Origin of the sequence: Candidatus Neomicrothrix sp. (assembly GCF_035329545.1) — a bacterium.
In the GTDB taxonomy this organism is placed as follows: domain Bacteria; phylum Actinomycetota; class Acidimicrobiia; order Acidimicrobiales; family Microtrichaceae; genus Microthrix; species Microthrix subdominans.
On sequence record NZ_DAOLGP010000018.1, the window covers coordinates 1 to 19,642 of the forward strand.

At 69.8% G+C, this 19,642-nt stretch carries 22 protein-coding genes; 13 read left to right on the top strand and 9 right to left on the bottom strand.

Annotated features, from left to right (window positions below):
* Positions 1 to 975: acyl-CoA dehydrogenase family protein (locus PKD89_RS11170; protein WP_324332442.1), on the bottom strand; the 975-nt coding region annotated here is incomplete at its 3' end.
* 163 nt (positions 976 to 1,138) lie between these two features.
* On the opposite strand from PKD89_RS11170, the gene PKD89_RS11175 reads away from it, so the two are divergent.
* The 5 genes from PKD89_RS11175 to PKD89_RS11195 all read left to right on the top strand — a co-directional run bounded on the left by PKD89_RS11175 (position 1,139) and on the right by PKD89_RS11195 (position 5,486).
* Positions 1,139 to 1,996, top strand: a complete 858-nt coding sequence (locus tag PKD89_RS11175) for a class I SAM-dependent methyltransferase (RefSeq protein ID WP_289012003.1) — start codon at positions 1,139 to 1,141, stop codon at positions 1,994 to 1,996.
* Complete coding sequence (locus PKD89_RS11180) at positions 1,993 to 2,922, top strand: A/G-specific adenine glycosylase (protein WP_289012004.1); 930 nt, start codon at positions 1,993 to 1,995, stop codon at positions 2,920 to 2,922. Before PKD89_RS11175 ends, PKD89_RS11180 begins: the two co-directional genes overlap by 4 nt.
* 98 nt (positions 2,923 to 3,020) lie before the next feature.
* Positions 3,021 to 4,145: a hypothetical protein gene (locus tag PKD89_RS11185; RefSeq protein WP_324332443.1), complete on the top strand. Its 1,125-nt coding sequence runs from the start codon at positions 3,021 to 3,023 to the stop codon at positions 4,143 to 4,145.
* Positions 4,146 to 4,154: 9 nt separating this feature from the next.
* A complete protein-coding gene (locus PKD89_RS11190; RefSeq protein WP_289012006.1) occupies positions 4,155 to 4,982 on the top strand; it encodes a helix-turn-helix domain-containing protein in 828 nt (275 codons plus the stop codon).
* 81 nt (positions 4,983 to 5,063) lie between these two features.
* Complete coding sequence (locus PKD89_RS11195; protein ID WP_289012007.1) at positions 5,064 to 5,486, top strand: VOC family protein; 423 nt, start codon at positions 5,064 to 5,066, stop codon at positions 5,484 to 5,486.
* 7 nt (positions 5,487 to 5,493) lie between these two features.
* Here PKD89_RS11195 and PKD89_RS11200 read toward each other — a convergent pair whose 3' ends face one another.
* Positions 5,494 to 6,918: a lipase maturation factor family protein gene (locus tag PKD89_RS11200; protein WP_289012008.1), complete on the bottom strand. Its 1,425-nt coding sequence runs from the start codon at positions 6,916 to 6,918 to the stop codon at positions 5,494 to 5,496.
* Positions 6,919 to 7,055: 137 nt separating this feature from the next.
* On the bottom strand, positions 7,056 to 8,201 hold the full coding sequence (locus PKD89_RS11205; protein ID WP_289012009.1) for a citrate/2-methylcitrate synthase: 1,146 nt from the start codon (positions 8,199 to 8,201) through the stop codon (positions 7,056 to 7,058).
* Between the two features lie 88 nt (positions 8,202 to 8,289).
* On the opposite strand from PKD89_RS11205, the gene PKD89_RS11210 reads away from it, so the two are divergent.
* The 3 genes from PKD89_RS11210 to PKD89_RS11220 are packed head-to-tail and all read left to right on the top strand — an operon-like array spanning position 8,290 to position 10,087.
* Positions 8,290 to 9,420: a citrate synthase gene (locus tag PKD89_RS11210; protein WP_289012010.1), complete on the top strand. Its 1,131-nt coding sequence runs from the start codon at positions 8,290 to 8,292 to the stop codon at positions 9,418 to 9,420.
* Between the two features lie 45 nt (positions 9,421 to 9,465).
* Positions 9,466 to 9,690, top strand: coding sequence for a type II toxin-antitoxin system Phd/YefM family antitoxin (locus PKD89_RS11215; RefSeq protein WP_287379064.1), 225 nt, complete (start codon positions 9,466 to 9,468; stop codon positions 9,688 to 9,690).
* On the top strand, positions 9,683 to 10,087 hold the full coding sequence (locus PKD89_RS11220; RefSeq protein WP_289012012.1) for a type II toxin-antitoxin system VapC family toxin: 405 nt from the start codon (positions 9,683 to 9,685) through the stop codon (positions 10,085 to 10,087). The genes PKD89_RS11215 and PKD89_RS11220 overlap by 8 nt, the downstream gene beginning before the upstream one ends.
* Positions 10,088 to 10,162: 75 nt before the next feature.
* Here the strand turns inward: PKD89_RS11220 and PKD89_RS11225 are convergent, their stop codons facing one another.
* Together PKD89_RS11225 and PKD89_RS11230 are read right to left on the bottom strand one after the other, a co-directional pair.
* Positions 10,163 to 10,711 (bottom strand): UGSC family (seleno)protein, encoded by a 549-nt coding sequence (locus tag PKD89_RS11225; RefSeq protein ID WP_287379062.1) that lies wholly within the window; start codon positions 10,709 to 10,711, stop codon positions 10,163 to 10,165.
* 43 nt (positions 10,712 to 10,754) lie between these two features.
* The gene (locus PKD89_RS11230; protein ID WP_289012014.1) at positions 10,755 to 12,203 is read right to left on the bottom strand and encodes a thioredoxin family protein; all 1,449 of its coding nucleotides are present in this window, start codon (positions 12,201 to 12,203) and stop codon (positions 10,755 to 10,757) included.
* A 267-nt stretch (positions 12,204 to 12,470) separates the two neighbouring features.
* Between PKD89_RS11230 and PKD89_RS11235 the strand changes: the two genes are divergently transcribed.
* From PKD89_RS11235 to PKD89_RS11245, 3 genes are all read left to right on the top strand, one after another.
* A complete protein-coding gene (locus PKD89_RS11235; protein ID WP_287379060.1) occupies positions 12,471 to 13,367 on the top strand; it encodes an MBL fold metallo-hydrolase in 897 nt (298 codons plus the stop codon).
* A gap of 83 nt (positions 13,368 to 13,450) precedes the next feature.
* Positions 13,451 to 13,960, top strand: coding sequence for a flavin reductase family protein (locus tag PKD89_RS11240; RefSeq protein WP_289012018.1), 510 nt, complete (start codon positions 13,451 to 13,453; stop codon positions 13,958 to 13,960).
* 4 nt (positions 13,961 to 13,964) lie between these two features.
* Positions 13,965 to 14,495, top strand: coding sequence for a gamma carbonic anhydrase family protein (locus PKD89_RS11245; RefSeq protein ID WP_289012020.1), 531 nt, complete (start codon positions 13,965 to 13,967; stop codon positions 14,493 to 14,495).
* Between the two features lie 54 nt (positions 14,496 to 14,549).
* Here PKD89_RS11245 and PKD89_RS11250 read toward each other — a convergent pair whose 3' ends face one another.
* Positions 14,550 to 15,137 (bottom strand): DUF2752 domain-containing protein, encoded by a 588-nt coding sequence (locus tag PKD89_RS11250; RefSeq protein WP_289012022.1) that lies wholly within the window; start codon positions 15,135 to 15,137, stop codon positions 14,550 to 14,552.
* 129 nt (positions 15,138 to 15,266) lie between these two features.
* Here PKD89_RS11250 and PKD89_RS11255 point away from each other — a divergent pair, with 129 nt between their 5' ends.
* A complete protein-coding gene (locus PKD89_RS11255) occupies positions 15,267 to 15,617 on the top strand; it encodes a hypothetical protein (protein ID WP_289012054.1) in 351 nt (116 codons plus the stop codon).
* Between the two features lie 59 nt (positions 15,618 to 15,676).
* On the top strand, positions 15,677 to 16,096 hold the full coding sequence (locus PKD89_RS11260) for a hypothetical protein (protein ID WP_425591248.1): 420 nt from the start codon (positions 15,677 to 15,679) through the stop codon (positions 16,094 to 16,096).
* Here PKD89_RS11260 and PKD89_RS11265 read toward each other — a convergent pair.
* The 3 genes from PKD89_RS11265 to PKD89_RS11275 are packed head-to-tail and all read right to left on the bottom strand — an operon-like array spanning position 16,086 to position 19,593.
* Complete coding sequence (locus PKD89_RS11265; RefSeq protein ID WP_287379055.1) at positions 16,086 to 17,933, bottom strand: ABC transporter ATP-binding protein; 1,848 nt, start codon at positions 17,931 to 17,933, stop codon at positions 16,086 to 16,088. The two genes, PKD89_RS11260 and PKD89_RS11265, sit on opposite strands and share 11 nt — an antisense overlap.
* A 53-nt stretch (positions 17,934 to 17,986) precedes the next feature.
* A complete protein-coding gene (locus tag PKD89_RS11270; protein WP_287379054.1) occupies positions 17,987 to 18,520 on the bottom strand; it encodes a hypothetical protein in 534 nt (177 codons plus the stop codon).
* Positions 18,521 to 18,546: 26 nt separating this feature from the next.
* The gene (locus tag PKD89_RS11275; RefSeq protein WP_287379053.1) at positions 18,547 to 19,593 is read right to left on the bottom strand and encodes a hypothetical protein; all 1,047 of its coding nucleotides are present in this window, start codon (positions 19,591 to 19,593) and stop codon (positions 18,547 to 18,549) included.
* Positions 19,594 to 19,642 lie beyond the last annotated feature (49 nt).

Below are 19,642 nucleotides of genomic sequence, written 5' to 3' on the forward strand. Positions count from 1 at the left end.
GCGCTCCTTGGGCACGATGAACATCGACAGGCCCCTGTGGCCCACCGAGCGATCGGTGTTGGTGCGGGCGAGCACCATCAGCACGTCGGCGCGGGCGCCGTAGGTGCACCAGGTTTTCACGCCGTTGAGCAGCCAACCGCCGTCGGTCTGCGTGGCGGTGACCTTCACGCCGGCCACGTCGGAGCCGTAGTCGGGCTCGGTGACGGCGACCGCGTTCATGACCTCGGCGGCGGCCAGCTTGGGCAGCCACTCGTGCTTCTGCTCCTCGGTGCCGCCGGCGATGAGCGCCCGGGCGAGGATCTCGGGGCGGGTGATCAGCGAGCCGCCGGCGCCCAGCGAGCCGCGGGACAGCTCCTCGGTGGCGACGACCATGGCGATGTAGTCCGAGGCGCCGCCGGAGGCGAAGCCGCCGTATTCCTCGGGGATCGACAGGCCGAACGCACCCATCTCGGCCAGGCCGGTGACGATCTCCTCGGGGATGTCGCCGTTGTGGCGGTGGATCTCCTCGGCGATCGGCATGATGTTGTCTTCGGCGAACCGGCGAAAGGCGTCCTGCACCATCTCAAAGTCGTCGCCCAGGTGGCGGGGGCCGTCGGTGTTGGCCAGCGAGGCGAGGAAGTCCGCTGCCCGGTAGGTGGCCACGAAGTCCCGGGCGCCGTCGAGCGCATCGGGGGCGACACCCCACTCGGCCTCCCGGCCGAACAGCTTGGCACCCAGCTCGGCCAGCGCATCGGCGATGAACGCGGCGGTAATCAGGCCCTCGTCGTCGCCCTTGGAGCCATAGTCGAGCAGCCCCCGGCCGCACATCAGCGCAGCGGCGGCGTGGGCGACGTCGTAGGCCAACACCTGGTTGGCATCGATGCCGTCCTCGGCCAACCGGCCGACGGCCGAGTCGATGACGGCCTGGCCAACATCCAGGGCGGCAGCGGCGGCGGTGAGGTCGGGGGTGACGGGGGGTGCGGCGACGTCGGTCATGGCGCCATGTTACCGAGCGGTAGCCTTTTTCTCCCAGACGCAAAGCCTCTTCCAGCGCCCGGCGACTGCCGCCAGGTCAGCGAAGGCCTGCCCGGGGCAGGACTGCCAAAGAAAGCCTTGCGATCCCGGCCACCCACGTTGGGCGGCGTCGTAGGATCGGGTGATGGGGACTGGGGTGACCGGCACCGAAAAAACCGGTAGCACCGAGTTGGACGACGACGACCTACACCGCGACGGGGTGGAACCGGCCGCAGCGGTGGGGTTCGGCCGACAGGCGGGCTCCTACGCCAAAGTGCGACCGGCCTATCCCGCAGCGGTGATGGAGACCCTCATGGGCCTGCTGCCGCCGACATCCGACGCGCACGTCTGCGACCTGGCCGCCGGCACCGGCATCCTCACCCGTCAGTTGCTCGACAGCGGCTATTACGTGACCGCCGTCGAGCCGTTGCTCAGCATGCGCGAGGAGCTCGAGCGGCAACTGGACAAGGCCGGGGTCACCAGCGTGAGCATCCTCAACGCCACCGCCGAGGACCTTCCGCTCGAGGACGCCTCGGTCGATGCGGTCACGGTCGGCCAGGCGTTCCACTGGTTCGACCCCCAACCAGCGCTGGCCGAGATCGCCCGGGTGCTGCGGCCCGGTGGCGTGTTGTTGATGGTGTGGAACGCCCGCGACGAGGACGTCGACTGGATGAACCGCTGGGGCGACCTGGTGGCCGAACTCGGAGGCGGCCGGCCGTACTCCGACCACCGCGAGCGTCTGTGGGAGGACGTGGTGGCCGAGTCGGGCAGCTTCGAGCCGCTCGAGTACCGCTCGGTGCCCCACGAACAGTCGGGGACGCCCGAGCTGATCGTCGAGCGCACCCGATCGACCAGCTTCATCGCGGCGTTGCCGCCCGACCGGCACCAACACGTGCTCGACGAGGTGGCCGAGCTGGTTGCGACCCACCCCGACACCCGGGGCCTGGACCGCATCACGATCCCCTACAACACCAAGATCTACTGGTGCCGCCTACGGGCATGACCCCACCGGTCGACCAGAGCGGAGTGCTGGGGTGGTGGGCGCTGCACCGGCGTGAGCTGCCCTGGCGCAACACACGCGACCCGTGGGCCGTGTTGGTGGCCGAGGTGATGGCCCAACAAACCCAGGTCGACCGGGTGGTGCCCCGGTGGCACGCTTTTCTGGAGCGCTGGCCGACGCCGACCGCGCTGGCCACCACACCGTTGGCCGAGGTGCTGCGCGCCTGGCAGGGGTTGGGCTACCCGCGTCGGGCAGCCAACCTGCACCGCAGCGCCCAGGCGGTGGTGGCCGACCCCAAACTCGGCGGCGAACTGCCGTCCACCCTCGATGGCCTGCTTGCGCTGCCCGGGATCGGGCCCTACACCGCCCGGGCCGTTCTCGCCTTCGCCCACGAGGCGGACGTCGGGATAGTCGACACCAACTCGGGTCGCATCCTCGCCCGGGTGGGCGGCGCTCGCCTCGGTGCCCGGCAGGCCCAGGCCGAGGCCGACCGCTGGGTACCGGAGGGGGAGGGCTGGGCCTGGAACCAGGCGATGCTCGACCTGGGGGCGTTGCTGTGCCGGCCGGGTGCACCATCGTGCGAGCCCTGCCCGCTGGCGGCCGAGTGCCGGTGGGCGCTCGACGGTTGGCCCGAACCCGATCCGGCGGCCAAGTCGGCCGGGGTGTCGGTGCGCCAGGCTTCGTACAAGGGGTCGATGCGCGAGGCCCGGGGCCGGGTGCTCGATGTACTCGCCGACGGCCCGACCCAGCGCGATGACCTGGCTGCCCGCGCCGCCGCACTCCTCGCCCCCGAGCCCGTGTCGTTTCCGACGACGAACGACCTGCGGGTGGTCGAGGCCCTCGAACAGCTGGTGGCCGAAGGGCTGGTGTCGACGACCGGTGACGCCGTGCACTTGAGCGGTGATCCCGTTCGGGCGTCGACGATCTGATGATCGGCGGGACCCGCCATCGGCCTGACCGGTCGACCGGTTGCGGCCTGACCCCGGCGGGCACGACCCGAGCGGCGGTGCGCCGGATCCTCGCGAGCGTGGCAGCGGTCGTGATCGGTGTCGCCATCGGCGCAGCGTCGGCCGGTCCTGCGTCCGCCTCTGAGGACACCTGCGATCGGTTCGAACTCGACTCGCCCCCCGGGGTTGTCCAGGCTGAGGACTTCGATGAGCTCTCCGGCCTCATCGCAAGTCGGGCGTTCCCAGGAATGCTCTGGGCCCACAACGATTCGGGCGACGTGCCCCGGCTGTTGGCGATGAACGAGGCCGGCGAGACGATCGGGCGGTGGGCGGTCGCCGGGGCGGAGGCCGTCGATTGGGAGGACATCGCAGCCGGTCCGGGGCCGGACAGCGACCGCTCCTACCTCTACATCGGCGACATTGGCGACAATCTCGCCGCTCGGGATCACCTCACGGTGTACCGGGTGCCCGAGCCGGACGTCGTCCCGGCGGGCGACGGCACGCTCGAGGGCGCCGAGGCCATCGATCTGCGCTACGACACCGGGCCTGCCGACGCCGAAGCGTTACTCGTCGACCCGCGGTCGGGCGACCTGGTCATCATCACCAAGGAGGTCAGCGGCCGGTCGGCGGTCCTCGCGGCCAAGGCCGACCAACTGCTCACCGGTACCCCGGTCGCAATGGAGACGGTCGGGGTGTTTGATGTGCTCGCACCGGAGGCGGACGCGCCCACCCCGGTGGCACCGCTTCCCTCCACGTTGGTGACCGCCGCTGACATCTCGCCAGACGGCAGCATCATCCTGGTGCGGACCTACCAGCAGGTGCTGGCCTTCACCAGATCCTTGGACGAGTCCGTGGCCGAGGCACTGGAGGGAGCCCCCTGCGTGGCGCCGTCGAGGCCGGAGCCCCAGGCCGAGGGGGGGGCCTGGTCGGGGGGCGGCTATGCCTACTTCACCGCCAGCGAGGTGCAGCTGCCCCGCGCCAGCGGTTGGGTCCCGGCCGTCGAGCCGATCCCATGGTCACGCGTGGGCGTGACCCCGCCCGCCGCGTTGGCAGCGGTCGCTGCCGTCGCAGCGTCGACGTCCGCAGCGAGTCACACCGGGATTGACCGTTCGAGAGGGCTCGTCGCCGGGATGGTCCTCGTCGTGATCGCTGTTCTCGCCGGGAGCGTCGTCGTGGGACATCGCAGAAAGCGCATCGGGTCGTAGGCTGGCCGGGTGGGGACGCTGGTCAACGACTTTGCGACGGGGGTACCGCACCCTCGGCTGCGCCCGTACGTGTCGACCTACACCGGCTACCGCATCGAGGGTGCCGAGCCCGGCGTCCACATGGGTCTGCCGTCGAAGTCCCTGACGTTCATCGTCGCCTTCGACGAGCCGCTGGACGTCACCACCACGATCGAACACGAACAGCGCGATCGCTACTGGGCGATGCTGGCCGGGTTGCATGCGTCGCCGGCGCTCGTTCGCCATGACGGCAGCCAACACGGGGTGCAGCTGGACGTGACCCCTCGAGGCGCCGGGGCGCTTTTCGGAGTGCCGGCGGCGGAGTTGGGCTCGACGGCGGTGCACCTGCAGACGGTGGTGCCCCGGTTTGCCGCCGAGCTCATCGAACGCCTCTCCGAGGCCGGAGGCTGGGCGGAGCGCTGGACGACGCTCGACGCCGTCCTGCTGCGGGAGCTGAACGTCGAGGCCGAGATCCCGTCCGAGCTGGAACACGCCTGGGCGCTGCTGGTGGCGGGCCGGGGCCTGGCACAGGTAGGAGACGTGGCCGACCGGGTCGGCTGGAGCCGACGCCACCTCACCCAGCGGTTCGCGGCGCAGTACGGGCTCACCCCCAAGGTGCTGAGCCGGGTGCTGCGCTTCGAACACGCCAAGGGCTTGCTGCAGGCACCCACGCGCCCCTCCCTGGCCAGCGTGGCTGCGACCTGCGGCTACGCCGATCAGGCCCACCTGAGCCGCGAGTGGAAGGCGCTGGCCGGGGCGGCGCCAACCCAGTGGATGCGCGACGACACGCTGGTGATGCTCGCCATCCCGGGTCGCTGACCTGCCCCTGCCAACCCCGGCGCCCGCCGACCGATCCCATTTGTTCAAGACCCGGAACTTCGAAGCCGCCAGGATGAGGCCATGAACGCATCGAGCGACCCAGCATCCACCGAACCGTCGAGCACGGTCTGGCCCACCTTGATCTACGATGATGCGCCGGCGGCGATCGAGTTTCTCCTCGCCGTCGGGTTCACCAGGTCGATCGTGGTGCCCAACGAGCACGACGAGACGGTCATCGAACACAGCCAGCTGCGCTGGCCCGAGGGTGGCGGCGTCATGTTGGGCACCGCCAACCGCGAGGCCAACGAGTTCTCGCAGCGCCCGACCGGCTGCGGCGCCGTCTACGTGGTGACCGCCGACCCCGACGCTGCGTTCGACCGTGCGCTTGCCGCCGGTGCCACCGCGTTCCGCACGATGGAGGACCAGGACTACGGGGGTCGGGGCGGCACGGTGGCCGACGCCGAAGGCAACCTCTGGAGCTTCGGCGACTATCGGGGCGAGTAGCGAGCGATCAGCTCGCACCTTTGACCGGGCCGATCAGTTCGCCCAGATAGGTGCGATGCCACCAGGCGCCGGTCGAGCGTCGTTCCTCGGCGGTGGTGAAGCGGTAGCGGTAGACGAGGGCCCGCACGTAGGTGGGGCCCTCGTCGGGGAAGGGGGAGTACGCCAGCAGCGACTGCACGCCGGCGTCGTTGGCGGCCAGGCGGGACATCAGCGGCCGCAACCAGCCGGCGCCGTAGTTGGGTGAGATGGCGACAAACCACATCAGCCAATCCAGCCGCAGGTGGTACGGCGCAAACTGCGGCGGCCGTCGCGTCACGTCGCCGGGCTTGGCTTTGAACCGGTATTCGACCCACACGGTGTCGGGCCCGGGTTGAGGATCGTCGGTCGCCTCGAGGATCACCTCCCGACGCTCCTTGGTGACGCTGCCAAAAGCCCCGTACGTGTTGACCAACCGCAGCGGATCAAAGCTGGCGTTCATCGCTTGGCGCTTCGAGGCCAGGTTGCGGATCGGCTGATAGCTGAGCACCGCCAGGCCGAGCGCCACCACGGCGACCAGCACGCCCAGCCACACGGGCTTGGCCAGGTCGACCGGCCGGTCGATCGGCAGGATCCAGGCGAGCAACCGGTCATCGAGCACCGACAGGGCCAGCGTGGCGGTCAACAGGTTGAGCCACGCGAAGTTGCCGCTGAGCATCAGCCACCCCTGGGTGACGATCATGACGAGCGCAGCGACGGTGGCGAACGGTTGGGGCGCAAACAGTCCGAACACGACGACCAGCTGGGTGATGTGGTTGGCCAGCACCTCCGTCCGGTGCAGGGGCGTGGGCAGGTGATGAAAGCGCCAACTGAGCGGGTTGGGCATCGGCTGGGTTTCGTGGTGGTAGTCGAGGCACGTCAGGTCTCGCCAGCATCGGTCGCCGCGCATCTTCACCAGGCCGGCGCCGAACTCCACCCGAAACAGCAGCCACCGCAGCGCCCACATGATCAACAGCGGAGGGGCCACGTCGGCGGGTCCAAGAAGGATGGCGAGAAACCCGGCCTCGGCCAGCAGCGTCTCCCACCCGAAGGAGTACCAGCGCTGGCCGACGTTGAGGATGGAGAGCTGCAGCGCCCACAGCACCGCCCAGATGATCATCCAGCCCCAGAGCGGCGCCCGGTCGACCACTCCGACCACCGCCAGCCCGGCCAACACCATGCCCACCCAGCAGCATGCGGCGAAGAACCGGTCGCTGTAGTGCAGGTGGAACACGCTGGGCGACCGAGCGAACGGCGAGGAGGCGGTGTAGCGGGGGATCGGCATCAGGCCGCGCTCGCCCAGCAGCGGTCGGAACTGTCTCAGCGCAGCGAGGAACGCCAGCAGGTAGACGCCGGCGAGCGCCCGGCTGAACGCCAGGCGGGCCAACGCATCACCCGGAGCGCTCCACCATTCCATATCGTGGTCCTACCCCACGGGGGGAGTTGCGCCGAATCGCGTGTACTCCCGGAACTCTGCCGCTATCGCGTCGTAGAGCGCGCGATAGCGGCAGAGTTCCCGCCGAAGCGGCTCGTCCGGATGCCGGTCGGCGGTCGTCATGGGGTCCGGGCGAGGCCCCGGTAGCGGACGGGCCGCTCGTCGAGCTCCTCGGCGTAGTGGGCGGCCCACCCGGCGATGCGGGCGACGGCGAAGATGGGCACGTCGGTATCGAGGTCGGCCACCCAGGTGAGCGCGCCGAGAGCCAGGTCGATGTTGGGTTGCTGGGGCATGGCTTGGCCAACAGTGGCGATGGCGTCGTCGACGATGGCCATGCGTTCGCCGGTGGTGTCCAGCTGCCGTACGGCGGCGAGCAGCGAAGCGAATCGGGGGTCGAGCCCGCGATAGATCGGGTGCCCGAACCCGGGCACCCGTCGGCGCCCGTCGCGGGAGCGGGCGACGACGACAGCGGGGCCGTCGGCCGAGCACTCCTCCAGGAAGCGGTGGGCCTCGCGGGAGGCCGAGCCGTGCAGGGCTCCGTCGACGGTGGCCAGGCCCGCAGCGATCGCCCCATACGGGCTGGCCCGCACCGACGCGGCGACCCGCACGGCAAGCGTCGAGGTGGCCAGCTCGTGGTCGGCCAGCAGGCACAGCGCCAGGTCGACCGCATGCACCAGTTCGGAATTGGGGTCGGTGCGCCACGCGCCAGCCAGCCGGTGGGCGTACCGGCCCCTGGTGCGCCGGGAGCCGCACATTCCGGGCGCCACGGCCAACAACCGCCGGGCGGCGGTGGGGGCGTCGTCTCCTGGGTGGGCGGCATCGAGGACGTGGGCGGCGACCGCCAATCGGGGGATGGGCGTCAGGGCCGAGTCGGCCATGGCCGATACCCGTGCCAGGTCGCCGCGATGGGCCGCCGGCCACGTGGTGCCCGGCGACCACTCGCCGGTCCACAGCAGCTCGGCCACGTCCTCGAACTGGCCGTCGACGACCAGTTCACCCAGGTCGTGGCCCCGGATGCTCACCCCGGATTCGTCGAGGACGGTGATCGCCGAAGTGATCTGGACGTCGATCGTCGGCCTCGGCACCTGCTCGCTCCGGCGGCCCCGAGCGGCGAGCGCCTCCAGCTCGTCGAGGGCGAACAGGGAGGTGCGTCCGTCGGCTGCAGTGCTGCGGCCGACTCGGCCCCGGCTGACGTAGGCGTACAGGGTGGCCTTGGACACCCCGAGGATGCGGGCGGCCTCGCCGGCCTTGACCAACGTGCTCATCCCCCGAGCCTGACCGGATCGGTTGATCGGGTCAACGTTGATCGAGTCAACGTTGATTCCTGGTCGGGTCCGGGTGACACTCGACCTCATGACCGAGCAACTGATCGATGTTCCCCCCGGCCTTCACGGTGTGGTGGCGGCCGACACCGCCATCGGCGCTGTGCATGGCGATGAGGGCTACTTCCACTACGGCGCTTACGACGCCATCGAGTTGGCCCGCACCCGCAGCTTCGAAGAGGTGTGGTGGCTCATCCGGGAAGGCCGGCTGCCGTCGGCGGACGAACTGGCGCAGTTTCGGCGATCGCTGGCAGAGCAGCGACGGGTGCCGCAAGGCCTGAAGCCACTGATCGAGGTGGTCGCCGCCATGGACGCGCCGCCGCTGGCCAAGCTGCGGGCCGTGCTGTCGGCGAGCAGCCAGGTGCTCAACCTGGCACCGGTGATCGACCTCGACGATGACGGCCGTCGGGAGCAGTCGCTGCGGTTGGCCGCCATCGTGGCACCGGTGCTGGCCGCCCTCAACCGCCGAGGTCGGGGCGAGCCGCCGGTCGAGCCGGACCCGTCGCTTGGACACGCTGCGTCCTACCTGTACGAAACCACGGGCGTGGTGCCGACGCCGGTCGACGCCCGGGCGGTGGAGCAGTACCTGATACTGACGCTGGATCACGGGTTCAACGCCTCGACCTTTACCGCAAGGGTGGTCGCCTCGACCGGCGCCGACGTGGCCGACGCCGTCAGCGCCGCCCTCGGCGCGCTTGCCGGGCCCCTGCACGGTGGAGCGCCCAGCCGGGCGCTGGACGCCCTCGACCAGATCGGCGATCCGCAGCGGGCGGCCGACTGGGTGCGGGGGGAGGTGGGAACAGGGCGCAGGATCATGGGGTTCGGCCACGCCGTCTACCGGGCATCGGACCCTCGGTCGGGCCTGCTGCGGGAGGTGGCCGAACGTTTGGGCGGTCCGCTGGTGGAGCGGGCGGTGGCGATCGAGGCCGAGATCCTCGTCACACTGGCCGAGCTGAAGCCCGGACGTCCGCTGCCGAGCAACGTGGAGTTCTACGCCGGGGTGGTGATGGAAACCGCCGGGTTGCCGCGCGACATGTTCACCCCGACTTTTGCCGTCAGCCGCACCGCCGGCTGGTGCGCCCACATCGTGGAGCAGGCGGCTGCAGGAAAGCTGATCCGTCCCAGCTCCCGCTATATCGGCCCACCCCCAACCGGTCGCTGACCGAGTCTTGTTGACCATGGTCAATGACCATGGTTGAGTAGGTGCATGAACACCGAGATCCGGGCCAGCGAGTTCAAAGCCAAGTGCCTTGCGTTGTTGGACGAGGTGGCCGAAACCCGGCGGGAGGTCGTGGTGACCAAACGCGGCCGCCCGGTCGCCAAGCTGGTGCCCATCGATCCACCCGCCGACCTCCAGGGCTCGGTCACCATCGTGTCACCCGACGAGGACGAGCTGTTCTCGACCGGCGAAGTTTGGAGCTCAGATGTCTAAGCGGATGCTGGTCGATACCCATGCGTTGCTGTGGTGGTTCACCGACCCCGACCTGCTGTCCGAACCCGCCGCCCGCGCGATGGTGGATGCGGACGGGCTGCTCATCAGCCCCATCTCGTTCTGGGAGGTCGCCACGTTGGTGACCAAAGGTCGGATCGAGCTCGACCGGCCGACAGCCACGTGGGCCAACGATGTGCTTGCCCAGGAGGCCACCGAAGAAGCGCCGCTCACGCCCGCGATCGCGGTGGCGGCGGGAGAGCTGCCCGAGTTTCCCGGAGACCCGGTCGATCGCGTCCTGGTCGCCACCGCCCAGTCGCTCGGTGTCCCACTGCTGACCAAGGACGCCAGAATTTGCAGCTGGGCCACCGAGCACCGGCGGATCAACTGCATCTGGTGACCGTCACTGTTTCTCCCGGTTGGCCTCGCCTGGTTGGGGAGTGCCTCTGGCCGCTCCTTGACGCGGGAGTGGCGACTACGCGGTGGTCGCGGTGAGAGCGGCGATCAGTTCCTCGACGGCGGCGTCGGCCAGCGCGGTCATCTCGTCGTCGGTGCGGTCCTGAATCGGGTGGGGGACGAACACGCCGCGCACCGGTGAGCCGAGGGCGGCCCGCTGGGTGTCGGCGGCATCGATGAACTCCGAGGAGGCCACGAACACCGACGGAATGCCCCGGCGCTCCAGGTCGTCGAGGTCGTGCACACTGCACGACGTGCAACTGCCTCAATCGGCCAACGCCTCGACCACCGCCCCGCACTCCCGGGCGATCTGGGCCCGCAGGTCGGTGGGCGCCGGTTTGGTGAAGGTCGGCTTGTGGTAGCGCCTGGTGGTGACGCCCCGCTCGCCGAAGGCGTGCTCGACCCGGTCGAGAAACACGTCACCCCGTGCCTTGGAGATGTCGAGCAACCCGACGGTGAGCCCGTCGAGCGAGGGTGGCCGCTCGCTGAGTTCACGCGTGGCCTCGGATCGTTCCCCGGTGGGGTCGAGGACGGTCCGTTCGCCGGTGGCCGGTGGGGTCGACGTCATCGTGATCGCTCCTCGCTCGTTGGTTGCATCGTCGGGGTGGAGGTCATCGGGTGGCCGGCGATGCGGTGCCGATCGGCCGGCTCACCGGCGAGCTGCCCATCTCGCCGGCGGCCCAGCCACCGATGACCGCCGAGAACATGCCGGCGCCGCCGCCCGCCTGAAAGATCGTCAGCCCCCCATCTCGAAACTTGGGAAGGGTGCCGGTGCAGAAAGCCTCGGGCATGCCCTCGGCGATGCCCCGGGCGCCACGCGCCAGCAGGGCCCCGTCCAGGGTGAGCAGGGTGGCCAACTCCTGGCGGAGTCGGCCCTTGGTCCAACCCGCCTCCCGAAACACCCGCAGGTGTTCGGGCGAGATCACCAGCGAGGCGTCGAAGGCGATCGCCAGCTTGGGATGGGCGACGCCGGCGAGCACCTCGGCGAACGAGCGGGCGAGCGACTCGGGGGTGCGCGACAGCTGGTCGATGATGCCCCGCACGCCCTCGGCCGCCACCAGGGTGACCGCCGACCCGGCGGGGTCCTCGCCCAGCTCGACGGCCTGGTTGGGCCAGTCGGAATCCGCGGGTGGCGTCTCGGCGAAACAGAACGTGTACTTGCCCGGATTGCCCAGGGTGGCCCGGTCGACGCCGCCCGGGCGTCCGCCGCCGACGTTGCGGACGATCAACTGCAGCGCTCGGCCGATTGTGGCGTTGGCTCGGTTGCCCTGCCCCAGGGCGTTCATGGCGTCGTTCATGCCGATGTCCCGGGCGACCGGCCCAGAGACCACCACCATCGGGCCGGCAAACCAGGTGGTGGCGAGCAGCCCGTGCATGTTGAACTCGTCGGTGCACGCCGCCTCGACGGCGGCGAGTACCACCGGGAGGTACTCGGGCCGGCACCCGGCCAGCACGGCGTTGATCGCCACCTTCTCGACCGTCGCCGGGGTGAGGTCGGGCGGCACGACGGCCACCACCTCGTCGGGCGCACGATCGGTGCCCTCCAGCATCCGCAGCACCCGCGCCTCGGTGGGCGGGACCACCGGAAGGCCGTCGCCCCAGCCCCGGGCGTCGAAGGCATCGACGTCGTCCTCAAGGGCGGACAGCGTCACCCGGCGGCTGGCGAGCGTGCCGGCGCGCTGGCGCACCAGCAGTTCGTCGGCGCGTCTCGGGTCGAGGGTCAACGAGCCGCAGCCCGGCCGCCGCTCGGGCAGGTCGGCACCCAGGCCGGCGATGCCGGACACCTCGGTCCAGCGGGCCCGATCCCAACCCTCGACCCGAGACGATTCGATGCCATTGGTGAAGCGCACCAGGGTCGGCACCACCTCGATCGCCAGGTCGGCCGATCGCTCGAGGGTCGTGTCGTCGACGACGTGATCGATGCCGCCCGGGAAAGCGGGATCGTCTTGGGAGACGATTTCGACGCCGGCGTCGGCCAGGGTGCGCAGGGCTGGTGCCGCCATGACGCAGGTGGGACAGTCCGCCTTGACGACGACGGTGAGGGTGTCGGTCTGGGTCATCGATCCCCCTGGGCCATCGATCGCCGGAAATGATTCGTCGCCCGTAGGATACCGCCCGCCCCTACCGCCGAGTGCTGAAAGTCACACCCCTTGGTCACGTCCGCCCGTTTATCCTCCCAGCATGGGGGTACTGGAGGATGACTCGGTTCGATGGGGCGCCTCAGCACCTGCGACACTGGGGTTGGGGACCGATGCGCTCGGGGCTTTCCGGGCGATCAACAGCACGAGGCTAGGAGGGCCGCCACGCTGAACGTCACGTTCTATGGGGTGAGGGGCTCGACTCCCAGCTGTGAGAAGGGGGTGCAGCGCTACGGCGGCAACACCTCCTGCGTGGTGCTCGAACGGCCTGGTGTTGCCCCGATCATCCTCGACATGGGTACCGGCCTGCGGTTCTTTGGGCGCACGCACGACCACACGACGCCCTTCGCGGGCACCGCCTTGGTCTCCCACCTGCATTGGGACCACGTGCAGGGCCTGCCGTTTTTCTCGCCGGTCCTCGCCGAGGGTGCCCGCCTTGAGATCGTCGCTCCGGCAACGGACCACGAAGGCGGCGGCCTCGATGCCGATTCGGCCATTCGGACGTTTCTGGGCCCTCCCTTCTTTCCCGTCTCGCTCGACGCGCTGCGCGGCGACATCACCGTCCGCTCGACTCCGGAGGGGCCCTTCTCGGTGGGTGATGCCCGGGTCACCTCCGCCGAGGTCCCCCATTGCGGGAGGACGCTCGGCTACCGCATCGACGTCGCCGGTATGTCGATCGGGTACGTGCCCGATCACCAGCAACCCGGGCCCGACGCCACCGAGGTGGCGCCCGGTGTGCTCGAGCTGGTGCGCGACGTCGACCTGTTGATCCACGACGCCCAGTTCGACGCCGCCGACTTCGCCGCCAAGTCGGATTGGGGCCATTGCACGGTGGAATACGCCGTGCACGTCGCGGCGCAGGCCGGTGCCCGACGGTTGGCGCTGTTTCATCACGACCCCAGCCACGACGATGAATCGATCGATGCGCTGACCGCCGCGGCCCGGTTGCTCGGCAACGAGCTGGGGGTCGAGGAGACCTTCGCTGCAGCCGAGGGCTTGACCGTCGCCATGGAGGCGCCCAAGCCCGTCGAGACCGCACCACGTCCGGTTGACGCAGCGGCCCCGACGCTGCTCATCGACGGCTGAGGGCCCTCACGGCCGGACTGGGACCCTCAACTACACTGGCCGACCCGGCCCCTCGAGGGGCCGTGACAGCAGGGGAGGAACCAGTGGTCACCAGCGCGGACGTTGCGGCGTTTCGGGAGTGCCTGGGGCACTTTCCCACCGGGGTGACGGTCGTGACGGCGCGCACCGAGGCCGGCCCGGTCGGCTTCGTGGTCGGCTCGTTCTTTTCGGTGTCGCTTGACCCGCTCCTGGTGGGCTTCGCCGCCGGACGAAACTCGTCCACTTGGGCGGCGATCAAGCTGGTCGGGTCGTTCTGCGTCAACATCCTCGGCACCGATCAGCGCGAGCTGTCCTCGCAAATGTCGAGTCCCGGCGACCGGTTCTCTGGGCTGAGCCACTCCAGCGCGCCGGTGAGCGGTGCGCCGGTGCTCGACGGCGTACCGGCGTGGGTCGACTGCACGATCGACGCCATCCATCCGGCGGGCGATCACGATCTGGTTATCGGCCGGGTGGAGGCCTTCGAGGCCAACGCCGATCATGGTTTGGGACCGTTGATCTTCCACCGCCGTGCCTACGGCGGGTTCACCGACGCCGAAACACTCAGGGGTTCGTGACGCGATGACGCTGTATGCGATCGGCGACTCGACCCCAACCATTGCCCCATCGGCGTTTGTTCACCCCGACGCTGTGGTGATCGGCGACGTCACCATCGGTGAGCACAGCTCGGTGTGGCCGACCGCCGTGCTCCGCGGCGACAACGGGCCGATCATCGTCGGGGCCCGCACCTCGGTCCAGGACGGCACGATCGTGCACACCATCCCATCGTCGCCGACCACGATCGGCGACGAGGTCACCGTCGGCCACAACGCGCACCTCGAGGGCTGTCGCATCGCCAACCGGGCGCTGATCGGTTCCGGCTCGATCGTGTTGCACCACGCCGAGGTGGGGGAGGAGGCCCTGGTCGGGGCCGGCGCCCTGGTCGGCAACAACAAGTCGGTGCCCGCCCAGGCCCGGGCGCTCGGGATCCCGGCGGTGTGCACCGAGGGTGTGGCCTCCTACGAGCAGTGGGCCTCCGGTGTGGACACCTACGTCGAGAAGGCCCGCTGGTACCACGAGACGCTGCGGGTGATCGGGCCGACCGCTCCCTGACGTGAGGTGGGCGGGTGCCCGGCAGCCTCAGACGACGCTTCGGGTGCCAACGGCTTAGAGCGCTCCGGCGTCGGCACCCAGCCAGCGGGTGAACGCGGTGACGTCGAGGTTTCTGGAGACGCCGAAGGCGACGAACGCCACCCCGAGCCCGATCCAGGCCCAGCGGGGCAGCGACACGGTGGGCATCGGCCGGTCGCGGAATGCCGAGACCACCCAGAGCACGAACGCCACACCGATGAAGGGGATCAGCACCACCCACAACGCATTGTGGTCGAGGGCCCGGCCAAACTGGCCTCGGGCGAGCGCAGCGGTGGCGCGGGTGGTGCCACAGAACGGGCAGTCGACGCCGAACACGAACTTGGACGGGCACAGTGGCGCCCCGGTGTCGCTCGGGTTCCACCAGGTGACCGCCAGGGTGGCCGCAGCGGTCAGCCCGCCGACGGCCAGCGGAGCCAGCCGACGCCACCTCGCCGCCGCAGCGGCGGCGCCAGGGTCGGCGGCGTGATGGCCGGTGGCCTCAGAGGAGATGGTGCGACGATCGGAAGCACCGTGTTCCCTGGCGCCGTGTTCCTGGCCGTCAGGTGTCGCCGTGTCCTCGTCCAGGTGGTCCCGGGGGGTGACGGAGCTGAACTGCTGGTGCACGCAACCCACCCTAGTGACCGAGGTGCGACCGTCGACGGCGCGCCGTCACCCGCACCGGGACGTCGGTGGTGTCGACCCAGCGACGCGATCAGCCAATATCCTGAGGTCGACCCCGGGAGGACGCCCACGATGACGATGCGGCAGAACTGTAAATACTTCGAGAGCCGCAGCTACCCCAACGGCGATACCGTGCGGAAGTGCGACCTGGACCTGGCGCCGGAGGCGCCGTGGCGCTGCCCCGACGACTGTTCGTCGTACACGCCGCGGATGGCCGACGTGAATTGGGCCCACGGCTCGCTGGTGACGCCCCCCACCCCCGTTGCACCCAAGAGCGTCGGCGAGGACCCGTCGATCGGTGCGCTGCTCGACGAGGCCGAGGATATCGTCAACGAGGCCGGCCCCCGCATCCGTTCCGAGGTGGACGCCGACCGCAGCCGAAAGGCCAAGGGGCCCCGCTGGAAGTTCTGGAAGCGCCGCTGAAGCGCACGCTGCGAGACGGCACCCGTATCGCCGGCTGGCTGCTCAAGGCGGCCCCCGGGGTGTGGGACCTGGAGGGGGCGTTGGCGGCGGGTGAGGTGCCGACGTCCTGGCGGCTGGCGTCCACCTACCGGGTCGAGCTGATCGAGCCCGGGGATCCGGTGGTGCTGTGGCGTACCCGAGGGTGGACGGGCCCAGCCGGCGTGGTGGCCGCCGGCACGGTGATCGAGCGACCGGACCGCTGTGAGCTGCAACCGGGCGACGTGGACGACCACCGTTGGGTCAGCACGGCCGCCCGGGATCGACCGAGGCCCAGGGTGCAGGTTGCGTTGGACGTGCTCGTTCGACCGGTGGAGGTCGAGCGCACCGATGGCGTGCCGGTGCTGCGCCGCCTCGAGGTGCGGCGGGTGCCCCGAATCGGCAACCCGTCGGTGATCACCCCCGAGCAGTGGCAGGCCCTCGAAGCCCTCATCAACCGCTGAGGGCCGCCTCGCCGGTCTGCACCCGCCACAGGGCTGCGTACATGCCGCCGTCGGCGAGCAGCTCGTCGTGGGTGCCGGACTCGACGATCCTGCCCGCCTCCAGCACGTGGATGGCATGAGCCCAGCGGACGGTGGACAGGCGGTGGGCGATGATCAGCGTGGTGCGCTCGGCCGACACTTTGGCCAGCGACCGCTGGATGGCGGCCTCGGTCTCGTTGTCGACCGCCGAGGTGGCCTCGTCGAGCACGAGGATGGCCGGGTCGGCCACGATGGCCCGAGCGATCGACAGGCGCTGGCGCTGGCCGCCCGACAGCTTCTGGCCCCGTTCGCCCACCCTGGTGTCGTAGCCGTGGGGCAACGCCCGGATGAAGTCGCCGGCCTCGGCCAACTCGGCGGCGCGGACCAGCTCCTCCCGGGGCGCGTCGGGGCGACCGTAGGCCAGGTTCTCGGCGACGGTGCCGTCGAAGAGGAAGGTGTCCTGGCTGACATAGCCGATCGCGCCCCGAAGGGAGGCGAAGCCCAACTCGGCGGTGTCGATCCCGTCGATGCTGATCGTGCCGCCGGTCGGTTCGTAGAACCGGAGCAGCAACTTGAGCACGGTGGACTTACCCGCCCCGGTGGTGCCGACGAGGGCGTGGGTTTCGCCGGCCGCGATGTCGAGGTCGAACCCGGACAGCACCGGGTGTGCCTCGGGGCGCTCACCCGGCGCCGCCGCGGTTGCGCCGTAGGCGAAGTCCACCCGGTCGAAGCGCACGGCGCCACGCACGGGCGCGGCCAGCTCCCGAGCTCCCGGGCGGATGCCGGGTTGCACCGCCAACAGGTCGAGGATGCGGACGACCGAGGCGGCCGCCCGCTGGTAAAGGTCCATCACCTCGCCCATGCGGGTGAGCGGCCACAACAATCGCTGGGTCATGAACACCAGGGTCGAGAACAGCCCGACCGCCAAGGCGCCCTCGATCGCCGCCCGGCCGCCGACGAGCAGCGTGACGGTGAACGCCGCCAGGATCGCCATGCGAATGAGAGGAACGAACGCAGAGGACACCTTGATCGCCCGACGGTTGGCGTCGCGGTAGTTCTCGCTGAGGCGGTCGACCCGGCGGGCCTCCCGCTCCTCGGCGACGAACGACCGGATCGTGGCGATGCCTCCCAGGTTGTTGGTCAGCGTCGTCGAGAGGTCACCGACGCTGTCACGAACCGCTGCGTAGTGGGGCTCGAGTCGGCGCTGGTAGCGCAGCGAGCCGGCGATGATCAAGGGGATCGGCAAGAAGGCGACCAGGGCCAGCGTCGGCGACACGATGAAGAAGAAGGCGCCCACCAACACGACGTTGGTGGCGGTGCGGATCACCTCGCTGGCCCCGACGTCCAAAAACCGTTCCAGCTGGTTGACGTCGTCGTTGACCACCGACAACAAGCCGCCTGACGACCGGTCCTCAAACCAGGCCAGCTCCAGCGTCTGCAGGTGGCGGTAGAGGTCGGAGCGGGCGGTGTGCTCGACCGATTGGGCCAGGTTGCGCCAAACGATCGACGAGGCGTAGTCGGTGATCGACTCGAACACCCAGATGACGACGGTGACCCCGGCCAGCAGCAGCAGCTGGGACCAGCGGTCCTCGATACCGAACCAGTCGGACACCAGCGATTGGTTGCCCCGGACGACCACGTCGACCGCGACACCGATCAGCAGCTCGGGGAGCACGTCGAAGAACTTGTTGAGCACCGACAGGACGGTGCCGACGATCACCGCCCGATGATCCGCCTGGGCGAAGTTCCACAGCCGGCGGAGGGGGTGGGAGCCGCTCGGAGCGACGCCCGGAGAGGTGAGCCCCGGTTGAGTCAACATCGCGTCAACCTAGGTGCACGACCGGCCCGGCCCCCAGCGAGTTCGTCCGCTGGTCAGCCCTTCTTCAGCGGGAGCAGCTGCTCACGGAGCGCAAGGAACTGGGTCTGGGTCCACTCGACCAGGGCGCCCAGGTTGACGTTGGTGCCGTCGACGTAGGAATCGATGTCCACCAGATGGTGTGTGCGGGCGACCACGCGGTTGAGCTGGTGGTTGATGCGCACCTCGCCCGCCACGGGCAACTTGAACAGGTTGGCCATGTCGGTGCGCCACATCGTGGCCAGATCGTCGGGGTCGACCACCTTGTTGTGAATCTCGGCGACGAACCCGAGCACCGTCCGGGAGCCCAGCTTCTGGGTGATCATGCCCGATCCGCTCTTGCGGTCGACGGTCAGCGAGTAGGCCGAGATCACCGGGTCGGCGGGCACCTTGAACCCCACCGCCTGACGGTCGGAGTCGGCGATCAGCCGATAGGGGTTCCAGCCCAGCGCAGAGAGGCCTCGGATCAGCTCGCCGACGAGGATCTCGTCTTTGGACTCGCGAAGCTCGGCCTTGTGTTGGTAGCCGGTGGCGGTGTCGAACAGGCCCATGGAGGACTCCCGTTGAAGGTGGATGATCAGCCGGCGAAGCGCAGCTGAAGAAACTTGCGGAGGGTGTGGACCGTCGCGGCCAGGTGCTTGCGGAGCAGATCGGCATCGACGTCCATCGAGTCGTCGACATAGCGGTCCAGCTCCCACAGCAGGTCGACCTGGCAGTAGACGAACCCGCTGGAGAGGTCGGCGTCGAAGGTCACCCGACCCGGCTCGGGGGACACGACGAACGTCGAAGCCATCTCTTGGCGCAGGGCCCGGCCCACCTGGCCGAAGTTGGGAACCCGCTGGCCGTAGCCGAGCTGGATGCGGGCGCGCTGGCCGAGCACCTTGGCCGAGCCGACGTCGGGCGTGAGGTGATCGAGCACGAGCGCCACGCGAGCGCCGGTGGCCGGATCTTCGAAGCGGAGCTCATGACGGTTGAAGGGCAGCGCCACCTGGGTGGTCGACGATGTGGCACCGGCGTTGCGGAGTGAACCCCCGGTGAGGATGTCGATCAGCACGTACCCGCTGTCGCCCAGCGCGGCGATCACGCCTCCCAGAAACACCTCGTCCACCGAGGTGGCCTGCTCGGACTCCTTATAGATCTCCGAGCTGCGCTCGACCAGCTCCATGAAGGTGTCGTCGAGATCCTGATCGTCAAAGCGCTCGGTCAGCGATCCCGGCGTCATCGGAGCGGGGCGCGGCTGGTCGTCGGGCTCGTCGATCGCGGGGACGGCCGGTTGGGTGGCGCCGCTGGTCGGCTGTGTATCCCCGGCTGTCGGTCGTGTGTACCCGGATGTCGGCTGTGTATCCCCGGCTGTCGGTTGGGTGTCCCCGGCGGTTGGCTGGGCATCGGCGGTGGGCTCGGCGGCGGCGCCCGCCTGGGGTGCGACGATCGCCCTCAGCTCGATGGCGGTCGTCCAACCGTCGAGGCCATCCCACCATGCCGGGGTCTCTGCCGGCAGGTGACCGGCGTCGATCCAGCCGAGCAGCGTCTGGGCCGGAACCGGCTCTCTGGTGACGTGGGCCTCGTCCACCCAGTGGATCAGTGGCAGGTCGGGCGTGGCGTCGGCGGTGCTGAAGTCGGACACTCGATGAGGGTAACGCCGTCCGGAACCCGGCGCCCTTCCGGGCGAGACC

Coding starts and splice junctions, on each gene's coding strand:
- PKD89_RS11195 (WP_289012007.1), top strand. CDS start 5,064: ATGAACGCATCGAGCGACCCAGCATCCACCGAACCGTCGAGCACGGTC.
- PKD89_RS11255 (WP_289012054.1), top strand. CDS start 15,267: ATGACGATGCGGCAGAACTGTAAATACTTCGAGAGCCGCAGCTACCCC.
- PKD89_RS11230 (WP_289012014.1), bottom strand. CDS start 12,203: ATGACCCAGACCGACACCCTCACCGTCGTCGTCAAGGCGGACTGTCCC.
- PKD89_RS11200 (WP_289012008.1), bottom strand. CDS start 6,918: ATGGAATGGTGGAGCGCTCCGGGTGATGCGTTGGCCCGCCTGGCGTTC.
- PKD89_RS11265 (WP_287379055.1), bottom strand. CDS start 17,933: ATGTTGACTCAACCGGGGCTCACCTCTCCGGGCGTCGCTCCGAGCGGC.
- PKD89_RS11220 (WP_289012012.1), top strand. CDS start 9,683: ATGTCTAAGCGGATGCTGGTCGATACCCATGCGTTGCTGTGGTGGTTC.
- PKD89_RS11180 (WP_289012004.1), top strand. CDS start 1,993: ATGACCCCACCGGTCGACCAGAGCGGAGTGCTGGGGTGGTGGGCGCTG.
- PKD89_RS11245 (WP_289012020.1), top strand. CDS start 13,965: ATGACGCTGTATGCGATCGGCGACTCGACCCCAACCATTGCCCCATCG.
- PKD89_RS11205 (WP_289012009.1), bottom strand. CDS start 8,201: ATGAGCACGTTGGTCAAGGCCGGCGAGGCCGCCCGCATCCTCGGGGTG.
- PKD89_RS11210 (WP_289012010.1), top strand. CDS start 8,290: ATGACCGAGCAACTGATCGATGTTCCCCCCGGCCTTCACGGTGTGGTG.
- PKD89_RS11270 (WP_287379054.1), bottom strand. CDS start 18,520: ATGGGCCTGTTCGACACCGCCACCGGCTACCAACACAAGGCCGAGCTT.
- PKD89_RS11175 (WP_289012003.1), top strand. CDS start 1,139: ATGGGGACTGGGGTGACCGGCACCGAAAAAACCGGTAGCACCGAGTTG.
- PKD89_RS11215 (WP_287379064.1), top strand. CDS start 9,466: ATGAACACCGAGATCCGGGCCAGCGAGTTCAAAGCCAAGTGCCTTGCG.